This window comes from Citrobacter rodentium NBRC 105723 = DSM 16636, from assembly GCF_021278985.1.
Taxonomy (GTDB): domain Bacteria; phylum Pseudomonadota; class Gammaproteobacteria; order Enterobacterales; family Enterobacteriaceae; genus Citrobacter_A; species Citrobacter_A rodentium.
On sequence record NZ_CP082833.1, the window covers coordinates 3,042,583 to 3,058,718 of the forward strand.

Annotated in this window: 12 protein-coding genes and 1 pseudogene; 8 read left to right on the forward strand and 5 right to left on the reverse strand. The window is 58.2% G+C overall.

Translation table 11 applies throughout. From position 1 onward, the window contains the following. Positions 1-4: 4 nt before the first annotated feature. From dapA to ypfH, 6 genes are all read left to right on the forward strand, one after another. Positions 5-883 carry a 4-hydroxy-tetrahydrodipicolinate synthase gene (dapA, locus tag K7R23_RS14335; protein WP_012906613.1) on the forward strand — a complete coding sequence of 293 codons (879 nt, stop codon included), beginning with the start codon at positions 5-7 and terminating at the stop codon, positions 881-883. Positions 884-899: 16 nt separating this feature from the next. Further along, a complete protein-coding gene (bamC, locus tag K7R23_RS14340) occupies positions 900-1,934 on the forward strand; it encodes an outer membrane protein assembly factor BamC (RefSeq protein ID WP_012906612.1) in 1,035 nt (344 codons plus the stop codon). A gap of 190 nt (positions 1,935-2,124) precedes the next feature. Beyond that, a complete protein-coding gene (purC, locus tag K7R23_RS14345; protein ID WP_012906611.1) occupies positions 2,125-2,838 on the forward strand; it encodes a phosphoribosylaminoimidazolesuccinocarboxamide synthase in 714 nt (237 codons plus the stop codon). A 128-nt stretch (positions 2,839-2,966) separates the two neighbouring features. Beyond that, positions 2,967-3,833 (forward strand): KPN_02809 family neutral zinc metallopeptidase, encoded by an 867-nt coding sequence (gene ypfJ, locus K7R23_RS14350; RefSeq protein WP_012906610.1) that lies wholly within the window; start codon positions 2,967-2,969, stop codon positions 3,831-3,833. 14 nt (positions 3,834-3,847) lie between these two features. After that, complete coding sequence (locus tag K7R23_RS14355) at positions 3,848-5,857, forward strand: tRNA(Met) cytidine acetyltransferase TmcA (protein WP_012906609.1); 2,010 nt, start codon at positions 3,848-3,850, stop codon at positions 5,855-5,857. A gap of 73 nt (positions 5,858-5,930) precedes the next feature. Continuing rightward, positions 5,931-6,629 (forward strand): esterase, encoded by a 699-nt coding sequence (ypfH, locus tag K7R23_RS14360; RefSeq protein ID WP_012906608.1) that lies wholly within the window; start codon positions 5,931-5,933, stop codon positions 6,627-6,629. Positions 6,630-6,710: 81 nt separating this feature from the next. On the opposite strand, the gene K7R23_RS14365 is transcribed toward ypfH, so the two are convergent. The 3 genes from K7R23_RS14365 to K7R23_RS14375 are packed head-to-tail and all read right to left on the reverse strand — an operon-like array spanning position 6,711 to position 8,425. Continuing rightward, the gene (locus K7R23_RS14365) at positions 6,711-6,911 is read right to left on the reverse strand and encodes a YpfN family protein (RefSeq protein ID WP_012906607.1); all 201 of its coding nucleotides are present in this window, start codon (positions 6,909-6,911) and stop codon (positions 6,711-6,713) included. A gap of 26 nt (positions 6,912-6,937) precedes the next feature. After that, positions 6,938-8,065: a succinyl-diaminopimelate desuccinylase gene (gene dapE / locus K7R23_RS14370; RefSeq protein WP_012906606.1), complete on the reverse strand. Its 1,128-nt coding sequence runs from the start codon at positions 8,063-8,065 to the stop codon at positions 6,938-6,940. Positions 8,066-8,068: 3 nt separating this feature from the next. Beyond that, positions 8,069-8,425: an ArsC family reductase gene (locus K7R23_RS14375; protein WP_012906605.1), complete on the reverse strand. Its 357-nt coding sequence runs from the start codon at positions 8,423-8,425 to the stop codon at positions 8,069-8,071. Between the two features lie 394 nt (positions 8,426-8,819). On the opposite strand from K7R23_RS14375, the gene ypfM reads away from it, so the two are divergent. Then, positions 8,820-8,879, forward strand: a complete 60-nt coding sequence (gene ypfM, locus K7R23_RS14380; RefSeq protein WP_001386977.1) for a protein YpfM — start codon at positions 8,820-8,822, stop codon at positions 8,877-8,879. 92 nt (positions 8,880-8,971) lie between these two features. Here the strand turns inward: ypfM and acrD are convergent. Together acrD and narQ are read right to left on the reverse strand one after the other, a co-directional pair. Further along, positions 8,972-12,085 (reverse strand): annotated as a pseudogene (gene acrD, locus K7R23_RS14385) (multidrug efflux RND transporter permease AcrD). A gap of 172 nt (positions 12,086-12,257) precedes the next feature. After that, positions 12,258-13,964 carry a nitrate/nitrite two-component system sensor histidine kinase NarQ gene (gene narQ, locus K7R23_RS14390; RefSeq protein ID WP_012906604.1) on the reverse strand — a complete coding sequence of 569 codons (1,707 nt, stop codon included), beginning with the start codon at positions 13,962-13,964 and terminating at the stop codon, positions 12,258-12,260. A 205-nt stretch (positions 13,965-14,169) separates the two neighbouring features. Here narQ and aegA point away from each other — a divergent pair, with 205 nt between their 5' ends. After that, a complete protein-coding gene (aegA, locus tag K7R23_RS14395) occupies positions 14,170-16,128 on the forward strand; it encodes a formate-dependent uric acid utilization protein AegA (RefSeq protein ID WP_012906603.1) in 1,959 nt (652 codons plus the stop codon). Positions 16,129-16,136: the final 8 nt, after the last annotated feature.

A 16,136-nucleotide genomic window follows, 5' to 3' on the forward strand; every position in this document is an offset into this window, starting at 1 on the left:
GCTCATGTTCACGGGAAGTATTGTCGCGCTTGTAACGCCGATGGATGAGAAAGGTAATGTCTGCCGGTCAAGCCTGAAAAAACTGATTGATTATCATGTCGCCAGCGGCACCTCGGCGATCGTTTCTGTGGGGACCACCGGCGAGTCAGCCACCTTAAGTCATGATGAGCATGGCGACGTGGTGATGATGACGCTGGAACTGGCCGATGGGCGTATTCCGGTGATCGCCGGAACGGGCGCGAACGCGACCGCGGAAGCCATTAGCCTGACGCAGCGTTTTAATGACAGCGGTATTGTCGGCTGCCTGACGGTGACGCCTTACTACAACCGTCCGACCCAGGAAGGGCTGTTCCAGCATTTCAAAGCCATCGCGGAACATACTGACCTGCCGCAAATTCTGTATAATGTGCCGTCCCGTACCGGTTGCGATATGCTGCCGGAAACCGTAGGCCGTCTGGCGGAACTGAAAAATATTGTCGCAATTAAAGAGGCGACAGGGAACTTAAGTCGGGTTCATCAGATCAAAGAGCTGGTTTCAGACGATTTTCTGCTGCTCAGCGGCGATGACGCCACCACGATGGATTTTATGCAGTTGGGCGGGCACGGGGTGATCTCCGTGACGGCTAACGTCGCGGCGCGCGAGATGGCTGAGATGTGCAAACTGGCGGCGGAAGGGCGTTTTGCCGAGGCGCGGGTCATTAACCAGCGTCTGATGCCGTTACACAACAAACTGTTTGTCGAACCCAACCCTATCCCGGTGAAATGGGCATGTAAGGCGTTGGGCCTTGTGGCGACCGATACGCTGCGTCTGCCGATGACGCCGATCACCGACGGTGGTCGTGAAATTGTCAAAGCGGCGCTTAAGCATGCCGGTTTGCTGTAAAGTTTAGGGAGATTTGATGGCTTACTCAGTACAAAAGTCGCGCCTGTTCAGGGTTGCGGGTGTTTCGCTCGTTCTGCTGCTCGCGGCCTGTAATTCCGACTCGCGCTATAAGCGCCAGGTGAGCGGTGATGAATCCTATCTGGATGCCGCGCCGCTGGCTGAACTCCATGCGCCAGCGGGAATGATCCTGCCGGTGACCACGAGCGATTATAACATCCCGGTGACCAACGGCAGCGGCGCTGTCGGTAAAGCGCTGGACATTCGCCCGCCTGCGCAGCCGCTGGCGCTGGTCAGCGGAGCGCGTACCCAGTTTGCCGGGGATACCGCCACGCTGCTGGTGGAGAACGGACGCGGCAACACGCTGTGGCCGCAGGTAGTCAGCGTGATTCAGTCAAAAAACTACACGATTGAAAAGCGCGATGACGCCAGCCAGACCCTGACGACCGACTGGGTTGAGTGGAACCGTCTTGACGAAGACCAGCAGTATCGCGGTCGTTATCAAATCTCGGTGAAACCGCAGGGCTATCAGCAGGCGGTGATGGTGAAGCTTATCAATCTGGAGCAGGCGGGCAAGCCTGTGGCGGATGCCGCTTCACTGCAACGCTACAGCGCGGAGATGATGAACGTCATCTCGGCCGGACTGGATAAGAACGCGACCGACGCCGCAAATGCCGCGCAGAACCGTTCCGCTATGACGATGGACGTGCAGAGCGCCGCCGATGAAACCGGCCTGCCGATGCTGGTGGTGCGCGGTCCGTTCAACGTGGTGTGGCAGCGACTGCCCGCGGCGCTGGAGAAAGCCGGTATGAAGGTTACCGACAGCACCCGTTCGCAGGGCAGCATGGCGGTGACCTATAAGCCGCTGTCGGATAGCGAATGGCGCGAACTGGGCGCAAGCGATCCGGGCCTTGCCTCCGGCGATTATAAATTGCAGGTTGGCGACTTAGACAACCGCAGCAGCATGCAGTTTATCGATCCGAAGGGGCATACCCTGACGCAAAGCCAGAACGACGCGCTGGTTGCCGTTTTTCAGGCCGCGTTTAGCAAGTAAAAAACAGGGCTGGAGAAATCCGGCCCTTTTTTCTGATATGATACGCAAACGTGTGCGTCTGCAGAAAAACGCCATTTTTACCGTTAATTCACACTCAGAGCGTAGGCCGGACAAGGCAACGCCGCCATCCGGCGAGAAAGTGTGTGGTAAATGAATTTTTATCGTTAATTCACACCCAGGAGTATTGAAGATGCAAAAGCAAGCTGAGTTGTATCGTGGTAAAGCGAAAACCGTATACAGCACGGAAAACCCGGACCTGTTGGTGCTCGAATTCCGCAATGATACGTCAGCAGGAGACGGCGCGCGCATTGAGCAGTTTGATCGCAAAGGCATGGTGAACAACAAGTTCAACCACTTCATCATGAGCAAACTGGCCGAGGCGGGTATTCCGACACAAATGGAACGACTGCTTTCGGATACCGAATGCCTGGTGAAAAAGCTGGATATGGTGCCGGTTGAATGCGTGGTGCGTAACCGTGCGGCGGGCTCGCTGGTCAAACGCCTGGGTATTGAAGAGGGAATCGAACTGAATCCGCCGCTGTTCGATCTGTTCCTGAAAAACGATGCGATGCACGATCCGATGGTCAATGACTCTTACTGCGAGACTTTTGGCTGGGTCAGCAAAGAGAACCTGGCGCGCATGAAAGAGCTGACTTACAAGGCCAACGACGTGCTGAAGAAGCTGTTCGATGACGCGGGGCTCATCCTCGTCGACTTCAAACTGGAGTTTGGTCTGTATAAAGGCGAAGTGGTGCTTGGCGACGAATTCTCCCCGGACGGTAGCCGTCTGTGGGATAAAGAAACCCTCGACAAAATGGACAAAGACCGTTTCCGTCAGAGCCTGGGCGGCCTGATCGAAGCCTATGAGACCGTTGCGCGTCGTCTGGGTGTGAATCTCGACTAACGTTCCCTTCGGGCCGGTATATCCTTTCCGGCCCGCTTCCTGCACGTCGATTGCGTTTTTCCTGTGGTAATCCTGCGCTGAACCGCCTACGATCATTATCATAATGACTACAGAGAGTTGAGGTGTTTATGCGCTGGCAAGGGCGTCGTGAAAGTGACAATGTGGAAGACAGGCGTAGCCGTTCGGGCGGCGGTCCCTCTTTTGGCGGTCCGGGCTTTCGTCTGCCGAGCGGAAAGGGCGGGCTGATACTGCTTATCGTCGTACTGGTCGCGGGCTACTATGGTGTCGACCTTACCGGTCTGATGAACGGACAACCGGTTTCGCAGCAGCAGGCTTCGCGTTCGATTAGCCCGAACGAAGATGAAGCGGCAAAATTTACCTCAGTCATTCTGGCAACCACAGAAGATACCTGGGGACAGCAGTTTGAAAAAATGGGGCGCACCTATCAACAGCCGAAGCTGGTGATGTATCGCGGGGCGACGCGTACCGGATGCGGAACGGGGCAGTCCGTCATGGGGCCGTTTTATTGCCCTGCGGACGGAACGGTGTATATCGATCTCTCCTTCTACGATGAGATGAAAAACAAGCTCGGCGCAGGCGGCGATTTTGCTCAGGGTTACGTCATTGCCCATGAAGTGGGCCACCATGTGCAGAAGCTGTTGGGGATAGAGCCAAAAGTTCGCCAGCTGCAGCAGAACGCCTCGCAGACGGAAGTTAACCACCTCTCAGTACGGATGGAGCTGCAGGCCGACTGCTTTGCCGGCGTGTGGGGACACAGTATGCAGCAGCAGGGCGTACTGGACGTGGGCGATCTTGAAGAGGCGCTGAACGCCGCCGAGGCCATCGGCGACGATCGCCTCCAGCAGCAAAGCCAGGGACGGGTGGTGCCGGACAGCTTTACCCACGGCACCTCCGAACAGCGCTACAGCTGGTTTAAACGCGGTTTCGACAGCGGCGATCCGGCGCAGTGTAATACCTTCGGCAAAGGTTTTTAAGTTCTGAGGCAGGGATGTCTGACTACGCTGCGCTAAAGAGCCTCACCGGGCAGATGGCCCGCGAGGGGATTCGCCGCCTGCTGGTGCTGAGCGGCGAAAGCGACTGGTGTCGCGAGCAGGCGCAGCAGCTGCGCGAGCAACTTCCCGGCGACTGGCTGTGGGTTTCTCCTGATGCGCCCTGGGCGCCTTCCTGTGCACCCCGGACGCTGCAAACCCTGCTGGGGCGCGAGTTTCGTCATGCGGTATTTGATGCGCAACAGGGATTTGACGCCGCGGCGTTCGCCGCCCTGAGCGGCACGTTACGCGCCGGGAGCTGGCTGGTCCTGCTGGCTCCGCCGCTGGATCAGTGGCCTTTGCGCCCGGATGCGGACTCGCTGCGCTGGAGTGACTGCCCGCAGCCCATTCCCACCCCCAATTTCGTTCGCCATTTCTGCCGTGTCCTGCTGGCGGACGGTCAGACGCTGTGCTGGCGGCAGCCTCAGTCGTTGAGCGTTACGCATTTTCCCGGGCGCCCTGCGTGGCAGTCGGCAACCGGCGAACCGCTGCCGGAGCAATCCGCTATCCTTGCGCAGCTGCGGCAAATGCCTGAAAGGATTGCCGCCGTTACCGCCGCCCGCGGGCGCGGTAAATCCGCGCTTGCGGGCCAGCTGATAGCCCATCTTTCCGGACAGGCGATCGTCACCGCGCCAACGAAGGCGGCGACAGATGTGCTGGCGCAGTTTGCCGGCGAGAAGTTCCGCTTTATGGCGCCGGACGCGCTGCTGGCCTCAGAGGAGAAGGCCGACTGGCTGGTGGTGGATGAAGCGGCGGCCATACCCGCGCCGTTGCTGCATCGCCTTGTCTCACGCTTTCCCCGCGTATTGCTGACCACCACCGTGCAGGGTTACGAAGGGACCGGGCGCGGTTTTTTGCTGAAATTCTGCGCGCGTTTTCCGGCGCTTCTGCGCTTTGAGCTACAGCAGCCGGTCCGCTGGGCGAAAGGGTGTCCGCTGGAGAAAACGGTCAGCGAGGCGCTGGCGTTCGATGACGATAATTTTGCCACCACGCCGCAGGGCGAAGTCACCATTGCCCCGTTTACGCCGCTAAGCTGGCAGACGCATCCGGAACTGCCGCTGGCGGTTTATCGTCTGCTGTCCGGCGCGCATTATCGTACTTCGCCGCTGGATCTGCGCCGGATGATGGACGCGCCGGGCCAGCATTTTTTCCACGCCGCCTGTGCTGGCGAGGTTGCAGGCGCGCTATGGCTGGTGGAGGAAGGCGGTCTGAGCGCCGGACTCAGCCAGGCCGTCTGGGCTGGCTTCCGGCGTCCGCGAGGCAACCTGGTGGCGCAGTCGCTGGCGGCGCACGGCGGCGATCCGCTGGCCGCCACGCTGACCGGGCGGCGAATCAGCCGTATCGCCGTCCATCCCGGTCGTCAGCGCGAAGGGATTGGCCAGCGGCTTATCGCCCGAGCCTGTGACGCGCACTGCGATTATCTGTCCGTCAGCTTTGGCTATACGCCTGAGCTGTGGCGCTTCTGGCAGCGCTGCGGCTTTACGCTGGTACGGATGGGCAATAACCGCGAGGCGAGCAGCGGCTGCTATACCGCGATGGCGATGCTGCCGCTTACCGAAGCCGGAAAACGGCTGGCGGAGAATGAGCACCAGCGTTTACGCCGTGATGCAGAGATTCTCAGCCAGTGGAGCGGCGAAGCCCTCCCGGTGACGCCGCTGAAAGCGACTACGCTTAATGAGGAGGACTGGCGCGCGTTGGCGGGCTTCGCCTTTGCCCACAGGCCGCTGCTGACCTCGCTCGGTTGCCTGAGCCGCCTGCTGGCCTCCAGTCCGCTGGCGTTACCTGCCCTGCGCGGCTGCGTGCAGGAGCGGCAAAGCGACGCGCAGCTATGTCGCGCATTGCAGCTTTCGGGCCGCAAAGCGCTGCTGGAACAGCAGCGCGCGGAGGCGGCGCAGGCCCTGTCGGCGCTGGAACCTGCGCGCGCGCAGCAGGAGCGCGATCGCATTATGCAATGGCAATTTTTTCACTAACTCCTTCAATTTTCCGGCATGGTCATGGCGATTGGGGGGCGTACAATTCACTCCCTGAGCTAAGGAGAACGCCATGAAACACGACCATTTTATTGTTCAAAGTCCGGAAAAACCTGCGCAACAGCTGCTGCTGCTGTTTCATGGCGTGGGAGATAACCCTGTCGCGATGGGCGAAATCGGTTCGTGGTTTGCCCCGGTCTTTCCGCAGGCGCTGGTGGTGAGCATTGGCGGTGCGGAGCCGGGCGGCGTCGCGCCTGGCCGACAGTGGTTTTCCGTGCAGGACGTCACCGAGGAAAATCGACAGGCGCGCGTGGACGCCGTCATGCCGCTTTTCATTGAAACCGTGCGCTACTGGCAACAGCAGAGCGGCGTCGGGGCTAACGCGACGGCGCTAATCGGTTTTTCGCAGGGGGCAATTATGGCGCTGGAGAGCATCAAGGCGCAGCCGGGGCTGGCTTCCCGGGTGATCGCCTTCAACGGACGCTACGCCAGCCTGCCGCAAACGGCATCAACCGCCACTACGGTCCACCTGATTCACGGCGATGAAGACCGGGTGATTGAGCTTTCCCATGCCGTCGCGGCGCAGGAGGCGCTGGTCAGCGCGGGGGGAGACGTGACGCTGGATATCGTGGAAGATCTTGGTCATGCGATTGACGATCGCAGTATGCAGTTTGCCCTCGATCGTCTGCGCTATACCGTGCCGAAGCACTACTTCGATGAGGCGCTGAGCGGCGGCAGGCCGAACGATGATGATATTATTGAGATGATGTGATCCACCAAAACCGCAGGCCGGATAAGACGATGCCGCCATCCGGCCTGGATGCCAGGCCGGTATTTCCGTCCGGTAATGGGGTTATTTCTTCGGTTGGTCTTTCTTCGGCCAGTCGTCGTCATCGTCCCACTTGTCGTTAAAATCACGATGCGGGGGAAGCTCCGGCTTGTTGGCGAGGAATTTTTTATGGTCGACGCGCTTGAGATCTTTAATCACGTTCAGCAGTACGCCTACCAGAAACACCAGTACCAGAATCCACCAATATTTAGCCAGCCAGTCCATGCGCTTTACCTCTTTGCGGAACATCGTCAGGCGACGAGTTGTTCCATAATTCGTTGATACATACGGGCAAGCAGTTGCAGATCGGCGGCGTTCACACATTCATTAATTTTATGAATTGTGGCGTTTACCGGACCGAGCTCAACGACCTGCGCCCCCATACGGGCAATAAATCGTCCGTCAGACGTGCCGCCAGTGGTCAGTAACTGCGGTTTAATTTCATTATAGTGCTCAATCGCATTGACCACGGCATCAACCAGCTTACCGCGCGCCGTCAGGAACGGCTGGCCGGAGAGCCACCACTCTACGGTGTAGCGCAACTGATGTTTTTCCAGCAGGGCGTGAACCCGCTGTTTAATTATTTCGTCGGTCAGTTCGGTACTGAAGCGGAAGTTGAACTGCACGAACAGTTCGCCGGGGATAACGTTGTTGCTGCCGGTGCCCGCCTGGATATTGGCGATTTGCATACTGGTGGCCGGGAAAAATGCATTCCCCTGATCCCACTCAATGCCTACCAGCTCGTTAAGCATCGGCGCTGCGCGATGCACCGGGTTATCCGCCAGATGCGGATAGGCGACATGCCCCTGCACACCGTGAATCGTCAGGTTGCAGGTCAGCGAACCGCGGCGGCCATTTTTCACTACGTCGCCGACCACTTCGGTGCTCGACGGTTCGCCCACCAGGCAGTAGTCCAGACGCTCATTGCGCGCCATCAACGCTTCAACCACCTTCACGGTGCCGTCTTTCGCGCTGGCCTCTTCATCCGAAGTAATCAGGAAGGCCAGCCGCCCTTTATGGTCGGGATGCTGCGCAACAAAGCGTTCCGCCGCCACCACCATCGCCGCCAGCGAGCCTTTCATATCGGCTGCGCCGCGTCCAAACAGCATTCCGTCGCGGATTGTCGGTTCGAAAGGCGGATTAATCCAGCGATCGGCATCGCCTGCCGGCACCACGTCGGTATGACCGGCGAAGGCTAACGTTTCGCCTTGTCCGCGCCATGCCCAAAAATTCTGCGTATCGGCAAAATCCATGCGCTCAACGGTAAAACCGATGGCGCGCAGGCGTTCAATCATTAATGCCTGACATCCCGCATCGTCCGGGCTCAGGGAAGGGCGGCGAATAAGCTGCTGTGTCAGCTCAATAACCGGGCACGACATAGACTACACCTCGTCAAAAAACTGCTGATAACTGGATTCACTAAAACCCAGCAGCATAGGCTTACCGGGCGCGCAGAGCAATGGGCGTTTGATCATCGCGGGCATTTCCACCATTAAGGCGGCGGCAGAAGCGGCGTCGGTAACGGAACTGCGCGTGGCCTCGTCCAGCTTGCGCCAGGTGGTGCCGCGGGTATTGAGCAGCGCCTCCCAGCCCAGCTCGTTGATAAACGTGTTAAGTAACGCGTTATCAAGGCCATCCACGCGATAGTCATGAAAGCGATACTCAATATTTTGTGCTTCAAGCCAGCGCCGGGCTTTTTTAATGGTATCGCAATTCTTAATGCCGTAAAGGGTAATCATGTGAATCCTTATTAACTTAAAATGATTTTTTAATCATACACGCGTCGGTAGTGGATAATACATTTTGTCATTTAAGCGTGAACGGAAAATATAACATTGTTGAAGAAATGTGAATAATAATTCCTGCATGTTCCTGTAACTGTTTTTTAAATTCCCTTCAGCGTCTCGCTGTCCGCATCCGGCTGTTTCCTAAGTCAAATCTGGCGGAGAGGGGATGACGAATGATTGTTTCAAAATATTGCTGTAAGTCACATAAAATTTATGAGCCACGCGCCATTATAATCACATCAACCCCGGAACGCCGGCGGAGGTGTAATCACAGTAATTGGCTAATTTATCTTCACCTGAAGAGTGTGTTTTTGTAGAATACCCATAATAAGAAGCAGAGGTAGTTATGATTGAACGTGAACTGGGGAACTGGAAAGACTTTATCGAAGTGATGCTTCGTAAATAAATTTCTGGAAAGGCATCCAAATAACAGACCATACCGTGCGAGACTCATCGCACAGAAAAGGCGACCCATTGGCAGGCCGCCTTTTTTATTGCTTATTCCGGACGCGGCTTCAGCGGGAAGCGCCGCCGCACCAGGACAAAGAACAGCGGGACAAAGTAAATCGCCAGGATCGTCGCCGAGATCATTCCGCCCATCACGCCTGTGCCTACGGCGTGCTGGCTGCCGGAACCCGCGCCGTTGCTGATAGCCATCGGCAGCACCCCGAAGATAAAGGCCAGCGACGTCATCAGGATCGGGCGTAAACGCTGGCGGCAGGCGTGCAGGGTGGCATCCAGCAGATCGTGTCCTTTCTCGTTCATCTCGTTGGCGAACTCGACGATAAGAATGGCGTTTTTCGCCGAGAGGCCAATCACCGTCAATAGCCCCACCTGGAAATAGACGTCGTTTTCAAGCCCTCGCATCCAGGTAGCGAGCAGAGCGCCGATCACCCCTAACGGCACCACCAGCATGACCGAGAAGGGCACCGACCAGCTTTCGTACAGCGCCGCCAGACAGAGGAACACCACCAGCAGCGAAATCGCATACAGAGCAGGGGCCTGCGCGCCGGAGAGCCGCTCCTGATAAGACATAGCGGTCCACTCTAGGCCAAATCCGGTCGGTAGCTGGCGCACCAGCGACTCCATGACGTCCATTGCCGTACCGGTACTGACCCCCGGCGCGGCTTCGCCGACAATTTCGACGGCGGAATAGCCGTTATAGCGCTCCAGGCGCGGCGAGCCGGTTTCCCAGCGTGAGGTGGCAAAGGCCGAGAACGGCACCATTCCGCCGCTGTTATTGCGCACATACCACTGGTTAATGTCGTCCGGCAGCATCCGGTATTTCGCCGCCGCCTGGACGTACACTTTCTTCACCCGTCCGCGGTCCATAAAGTCGTTGACGTAGCTTGAGCCCCAGGCCGTCTGCAACGTGTCGTTGATATCATCAATCGACACTCCCAGTGCCTGGGCTTTGCGCTGATCGATATCAATCTGCAACTGCGGACTGTCGTCCAGCCCATTGTGGCGTACGCGGGTCAGCGAACTGTCTTTTGCCGCAAGCCGCAGCAGCTGGTCGCGCGCGGCCATCAGCGCATCGTGTCCGGCTCCGGCGTGATCCTGAAGCTCCATATCGAACCCCGCCGAGCTGCCCAGTCCGCTAATGGCGGGCGGACTGCTGGCGAACACGCGCGCCTCTTTGATGCGGTTAAACGCCTTCGTCGCCCGTTCGATAATGGCGAACGAGGTGCCGGTTTTCGCATCGCGTTCATCCCAGTCTTTTAAGCGGACGAACATGCGCGCCACGTTTTGCCCGTTGCCCCCTGGCCCGGAGCCCACCGTCGCAAATACCGACTGAATATTCTCTTTCTCATGGGTGAAGTAATACTTCTCGACCTCCTGTACCACCTTCAGCGTTTGCTGCTGGGTGGAGCCGCTGGGCAGCTGCACCGAGGTGATAAACATGCCGCGATCTTCCAGCGGCAGGAAAGAGGTAGGCAGACGCAGGAACAGAATGACCATCGCGCCGAGCAGCAGCACGTAAATCATGATCCAGCGCAGGCTGCGGTGAAGGATTTTCGCCACGCCTTTTTCGTAGCGCTCGGCGTTACGGTTAAAGGTGCGGTTAAACCAGCCGAAGAAGCCGCTCTGCCCATGATGTTCGCCTTTGCGCAGCGGTTTCAGCAGGGTGGCGCACAGGGCAGGAGTGAGGATCATCGCCACCAATACCGACAGTACCATCGCCGCGACAATGGTGATGGAGAACTGGCGGTAGATGGCCCCGGTCGTGCCGCCAAAGAAGGCCATCGGCACGAAGACTGCCGAGAGCACCATCGCGATACCGACCAGCGCCCCCTAGATTTGCCCCATTGATTTACGCGTCGCTTCACGTGGCGACAGCCCTTCCTCGCTCATGATGCGTTCGACGTTTTCGACCACCACGATGGCGTCATCCACCAGCAGGCCGATAGCCAGCACCATCGCGAACATCGTCAGAGTATTAATGCTGTAGCCAAAGGCGTAGAGCACCGAAAAGGTACCCAGCAGCACTACCGGTACGGCGATAGTGGGAATGAGCGTGGCGCGGAAGTTTTGCAGGAACAGATACATCACGAGGAACACCAGCGCGATGGCCTCCAGCAGCGTTTTCACCACGTCTTCAATCGACGCTTTGACGAAGGAGGTGGTTTCATACGCCACCTTATATTCCAGACCGTGCGGGAAGTATTGCGCCAGTTCGTCCAGGCGCGCGAGCACCTGCGTCGCGGTTGCCATTTCGTTAGCGCCCGAGGCCAGTTTTACTCCCAGCCCGGAGGCCGCATGGCCGTTGAAGCGGCTGAGATAGTCATATTTTTCCGCCCCCATCTCGACGGTGGCGACATCGCCCAGTCTGACCTCCGAGCCGTCCTGATTGACCCGCAGAGTAATGGCGCGGAACTGTTCGGGGGTCTGTAGCAGCGACTGGGCGTTGATGGTGGCGTTCAGCGCCTGGGTATCGACAGAAGGCGTTCCGCCAAGCTGGCCTACCGCAATCTGCGCGTTCTGCGACTCAATGGCGTCGGTGACATCCTTCGCGGTCAGCTGAAAGCTGTTGAGCTTCGCCGGGTCAAGCCAGATGCGCATGGAGTAGGGGGAACCGTAGGCGTCGATATCGCCGACGCCGTTTACCCGGCTGAGCGGATCCTGAATATTACTGGCGACATAGTCGGCGATATCCTGCTTATCCATCGACCCGTCGGTGGAGACGAAGGCGATGGTCAGAATGTTGGTGTCGCCGGTTTTGCGTACGGTAACGCCCTGATTCTGCACCGCCTGCGGCAGTTTACGCATCGCCGACTGTAGCTGGTTTTGCACCTGCTGTACCGCTTCGTCCGGATCGGTACCGGCCTCAAAACTCAGCGTGACCGAAGCCTGGCCGGTTCCACTGCTTTGCGACGACATATACATCAGGTTATCAAGACCGGTCATATTCTGCTCGATTACCTGGGTGACGGTATTTTCCAGCGTCTGCGCGGAGGCGCCGGGATAGTTGGCGGTGATGCGCACGTTTGGCGGCGCCAGATCGGGATATTGCTCAACGGGCAAAGAAAAAATCGCCAGGGTTCCCGTCAGACATAACAGGATAGCCAGCACCCAGGCAAAAATGGGGCGATCGATAAAGAAATTCGCCATCAGAAAGAGGACCTCATGTTTCTTAATATCTTTACGGGTATGACAGTGCTTCACTGTAGCGGGAAGCGTCGAAACAAACGTGGAGAAAAAAAGGAGATAATGTAAATTATCATGCCTGTTATTACAGCGTCTCTCCGCGTTTCGTACACGTATGTCGGGTTTTTACGACTGGCTAGGTCAGACGCTCCGCGCTTTCCTGCCCGTCCATTGAGCGAAAGCTAATGCTCACTAACGTGCCGCCGTCGGAAGGCTGGGAAAAACTTAGCGTACCGCCAAGCCGCTCCGCGCGTTCGCGCATAATATTCAGTCCATAATGCCCCGCGGGTTCATTGGGTTCGCCGATGCCCACGCCGTTATCGCGAATATACACCGTGTGGTTGCCATCGGGCGCCGTCACGCAGCTGACGGCAATCTCGCTGGCGTTAGCGTGTTTCATCGCATTGAGCACCGCTTCACGGATGATCTGCAACAAATGCACCTGCATTTGCGCGTCCAGCGCCAGCGTCGGCAGGCGGCACTCCAGAGTGAGTTTAGCGGAGGTTTGTCCTTGCAGCGTTTCCAGCATCTCATGCAGCGCGGAGGGCAGGTCGGCCTGTTGCAGGGTCAGGCGGAAGGTGGTCAGCAGTTCGCGCAGCTGACGGTAGGCGTCATTCAATGCCCGGGAGAAATCGTCCATAATGGACTGCGCAGGAGCGTTATCTTCCGGAATCGAGCGCTTAAGCAGCGCCAGCTGAATGCGCAGGTAAGAGAGCACCTGGGCCAGCGAATCGTGCAGTTCGCGGGCGATCGTGGCGCGTTCTTCCATCAGCAACAGCTGCTGGAAATGCTTCTGCGCCTGATTAAAATAGAGGCCGCGTCCGAGCATTGACGAAACGCTGTTTAACAGCGGCGTGGCGCTGGCGACGTGCCGACTCTGCCAGTGCAGTTCGCCATAGACGGTGTCCTGCATCGTTACCGGCAGGATTTGCATCGGCAGATCGACCTGTTTTTCCCCTTCGCTGATGCGCCAGTTTTCACCGACGGTCAGCTCAAGAAATTGCGCCGCTTCGTGTTCGCGGACAATTTGCAGGATATGGCGGAAGCAGTGCACGTCAATCTGGCTGGTGTTCAGCGCCTGGGAACACTGGTAGAGCACCTCAAGGCGACGTCGGGATTCGTTCAAATCCCGCGTTTTTTCTTCGACGCTGGCTTCAAGCGAGCGATACAGCTTATGCAGTTCGCCGGACATCCGGTTAAAGGTCTTCGCCAGCAGCCCCAGCTCATTCGGCAGATGGGTTTCCAGCGCCGGGGAGTCAAACTGACCATGCTCCATGCGCTGGCTGGCCATCACTAACTGGTTCAGCGGGCGCACCACCTGCTGGCGAATACGCCGTAGCGTGAAAAAGACGAGCGTGAAAATACCGATGCCGCCCGCCAGCGAGGTGCCGACCACCAGCATGACCTTACGTTCGGCGTAATGCTGTAGCGCCAGCACGAACAGGTCAATCTTATCCACATACGCATTGATATTGGTCTGATACCACTGCAGATCGCCGGCAACGAGCCGCTTATTCATCTCCAGCCAGTTGGCGTGCAGATGGGCATAGCGGTTTTTTACCGTCTGCGGGACATACCAGGCATTCAGCTTACTCAGCGCCGGTGAGTTAAGCGCCTGCTGGAAAAGATGGCGATGGGCGTTCAGCTGCGGGCTGCGGCTTTGCAGATCGTAACCCAGCCGGTAGCTCTGCATGCGCAACGATCCCGCCACGTTGATGGCTTCGGCATCCCGAAGGCTGCTTGCCAGCGTCAGCAGCGCGGCGCCGGTCGACAGAATCGACAGCAGAACAATGTAGAAAAAAGCCCGGGCCAGGCTGGCTGAGACGGGACGTTTGACGATCACTCGCGGGATTTCCTTTATATGTGGCAGTGTTGAAAAGTGTTCGCCCGGCTAAAACGCCATTTCATTCTGGCTGAAATAAATTGATCTGCCACAGGTTCTGGAGAAATAGTTGCGCTTCCTGGGCAAATGAACATTGCCGACGCCGTGCTTAGTCGGTAATAACACGTAAAGAATAAGGTTTTTACAACCAAAAAAGAAGGTCGCCATGAATCGTTTTATTATGGCCAACAGCCAGCAGTGCCTGGGATGCCATGCCTGTGAAGTGGCTTGCGTTATGGCCCACAATGATGAGCAGCACGTCCTGAGCCAGCGTTACTACCAGCCGCGGATAACCGTCATCAAACATCAGCACCAGCGCAGCGCGGTGACCTGCCGCCACTGTGAAGATGCTCCCTGCGCCCGCAGTTGCCCCAATGGCGCTATCAGCCATCTTAACGACAGCGTACAGGTCAACCAGCAGAAATGTATCGGCTGTAAATCCTGCGTGGTGGCCTGTCCGTTTGGCACGATGCAGATTGTCCTGACCCCCGTGGCCCGGGACAAGGTCAAAGCCACGGCGCATAAATGCGACCTTTGTGACGGACGGGAAAACGGCCCCGCCTGTGTGGAAAATTGCCCGGCGGACGCGCTGCAGCTGGTGACGGAAGGGGCGTTAACCCGCCTGTCGAAAGCGCGGCGGCTACGCACAGCGCGCCAGGAAAGCCAGCCCTGGCATACCGAGGCGACGCAATCGCCGTCTGTTATAAGCAAAATTACGCAGATGCGCGCGACGCCTGCGCGCGGCGAGCCGGACAAACTGGCTATTGAGGCGCGGAAAACCAGCTTTGATGAAATCTATCTGCCGTTTCGCACCGCGCAGGCGAAGCAGGAGGCCTCACGCTGCCTGAAGTGCGGTGAACACAGCATCTGCGAATGGACCTGCCCGCTGCATAACCATATTCCGCAGTGGATCGAACTGGTGAAAGCCGGCGACATTGACGCGGCCGTGGCGCTTTCCCATCAGACTAACTGCCTGCCGGAGATCACCGGGCGCGTTTGTCCGCAGGATCGCCTGTGCGAAGGTGCCTGCACGCTACGCGATGAGTACGGGGCGGTCACCATCGGCAATATTGAACGCTACATCTCCGATCGGGCGCTGGCGAAAGGCTGGCGGCCGGACCTCAGCGAGGTGGAAAAGGTGGATAAACGGGTGGCGATTATCGGCGCTGGCCCGGCGGGGCTGGCCTGCGCTGATGTGCTGGCGCGTAACGGGATCGCCGCCACCGTATACGACCGACATCCGGAGATTGGCGGGCTGCTGACCTTCGGCATTCCGGCCTTCAAACTGGACAAATCGCTGCTGGCGCGCCGCCGCGAAATTTTCAGCGCGATGGGGATCCATTTCGAACTGAATTGCGAAGTGGGGCGCGACGTCAAACTGGAGGCGTTACTGGAGGACTACGACGCCGTGTTTGTCGGCGTCGGAACCTACCGTTCGATGAAAGCCGACTTACCTAACGAAGATGCGCCGGGCGTGTACGATGCGCTGCCGTTTCTGATTGCCAACACCAGGCAGGTGATGGGTCTGGAGGAGCAGCCGGATGAACCGTTTATTGATACCGCCGGGCTGAACGTGGTGGTGCTGGGCGGCGGCGATACGGCGATGGACTGCGTGCGTACCGCGCTGCGTCATGGCGCGGACAGGGTGACCTGCGCCTATCGCCGCGACGAAGCCAATATGCCGGGTTCGAAAAAAGAGGTGAAGAACGCGCGCGAGGAGGGGGCGCAGTTTGAGTTTAACGTTCAACCCATTGAGCTGGAATTGAATGCCGAAGGGCGAGCCTGCGGCGTGCGCTTTCTGCGCACCCGTCCCGGCGAACCGGACGCTCAGGGCCGCCGCCGTCCGGTGCCCATCGCCGGCAGTGAATTCGTCATGCCGGCAGATGTGGTCATCATGGCGTTTGGTTTCCATCCGCACGGTATGCCGTGGCTGGAGAAGCACGGGGTGAAAGTGGACGACTGGGGACGCATTGCGGCGAATGTTGAAAGCGCGTACCGCTACCAGACCAGTAATCCGAAAATTTTCGCTGGCGGCGACGCCGTGCGCGGCGCGGATCTGGTGGTGACCGCGATGGCGGAAGGCCGCCACGCCGCCCAGGGGATTATCGACTGGCTGGGGCGATAATCCCGTAG

Coding starts and splice junctions, on each gene's coding strand:
- dapA (WP_012906613.1), top strand. CDS start 5: ATGTTCACGGGAAGTATTGTCGCGCTTGTAACGCCGATGGATGAGAAA.
- bamC (WP_012906612.1), top strand. CDS start 900: ATGGCTTACTCAGTACAAAAGTCGCGCCTGTTCAGGGTTGCGGGTGTT.
- purC (WP_012906611.1), top strand. CDS start 2,125: ATGCAAAAGCAAGCTGAGTTGTATCGTGGTAAAGCGAAAACCGTATAC.
- ypfJ (WP_012906610.1), top strand. CDS start 2,967: ATGCGCTGGCAAGGGCGTCGTGAAAGTGACAATGTGGAAGACAGGCGT.
- K7R23_RS14355 (WP_012906609.1), top strand. CDS start 3,848: ATGTCTGACTACGCTGCGCTAAAGAGCCTCACCGGGCAGATGGCCCGC.
- ypfH (WP_012906608.1), top strand. CDS start 5,931: ATGAAACACGACCATTTTATTGTTCAAAGTCCGGAAAAACCTGCGCAA.
- K7R23_RS14365 (WP_012906607.1), bottom strand. CDS start 6,911: ATGGACTGGCTGGCTAAATATTGGTGGATTCTGGTACTGGTGTTTCTG.
- dapE (WP_012906606.1), bottom strand. CDS start 8,065: ATGTCGTGCCCGGTTATTGAGCTGACACAGCAGCTTATTCGCCGCCCT.
- K7R23_RS14375 (WP_012906605.1), bottom strand. CDS start 8,425: ATGATTACCCTTTACGGCATTAAGAATTGCGATACCATTAAAAAAGCC.
- aegA (WP_012906603.1), top strand. CDS start 14,170: ATGAATCGTTTTATTATGGCCAACAGCCAGCAGTGCCTGGGATGCCAT.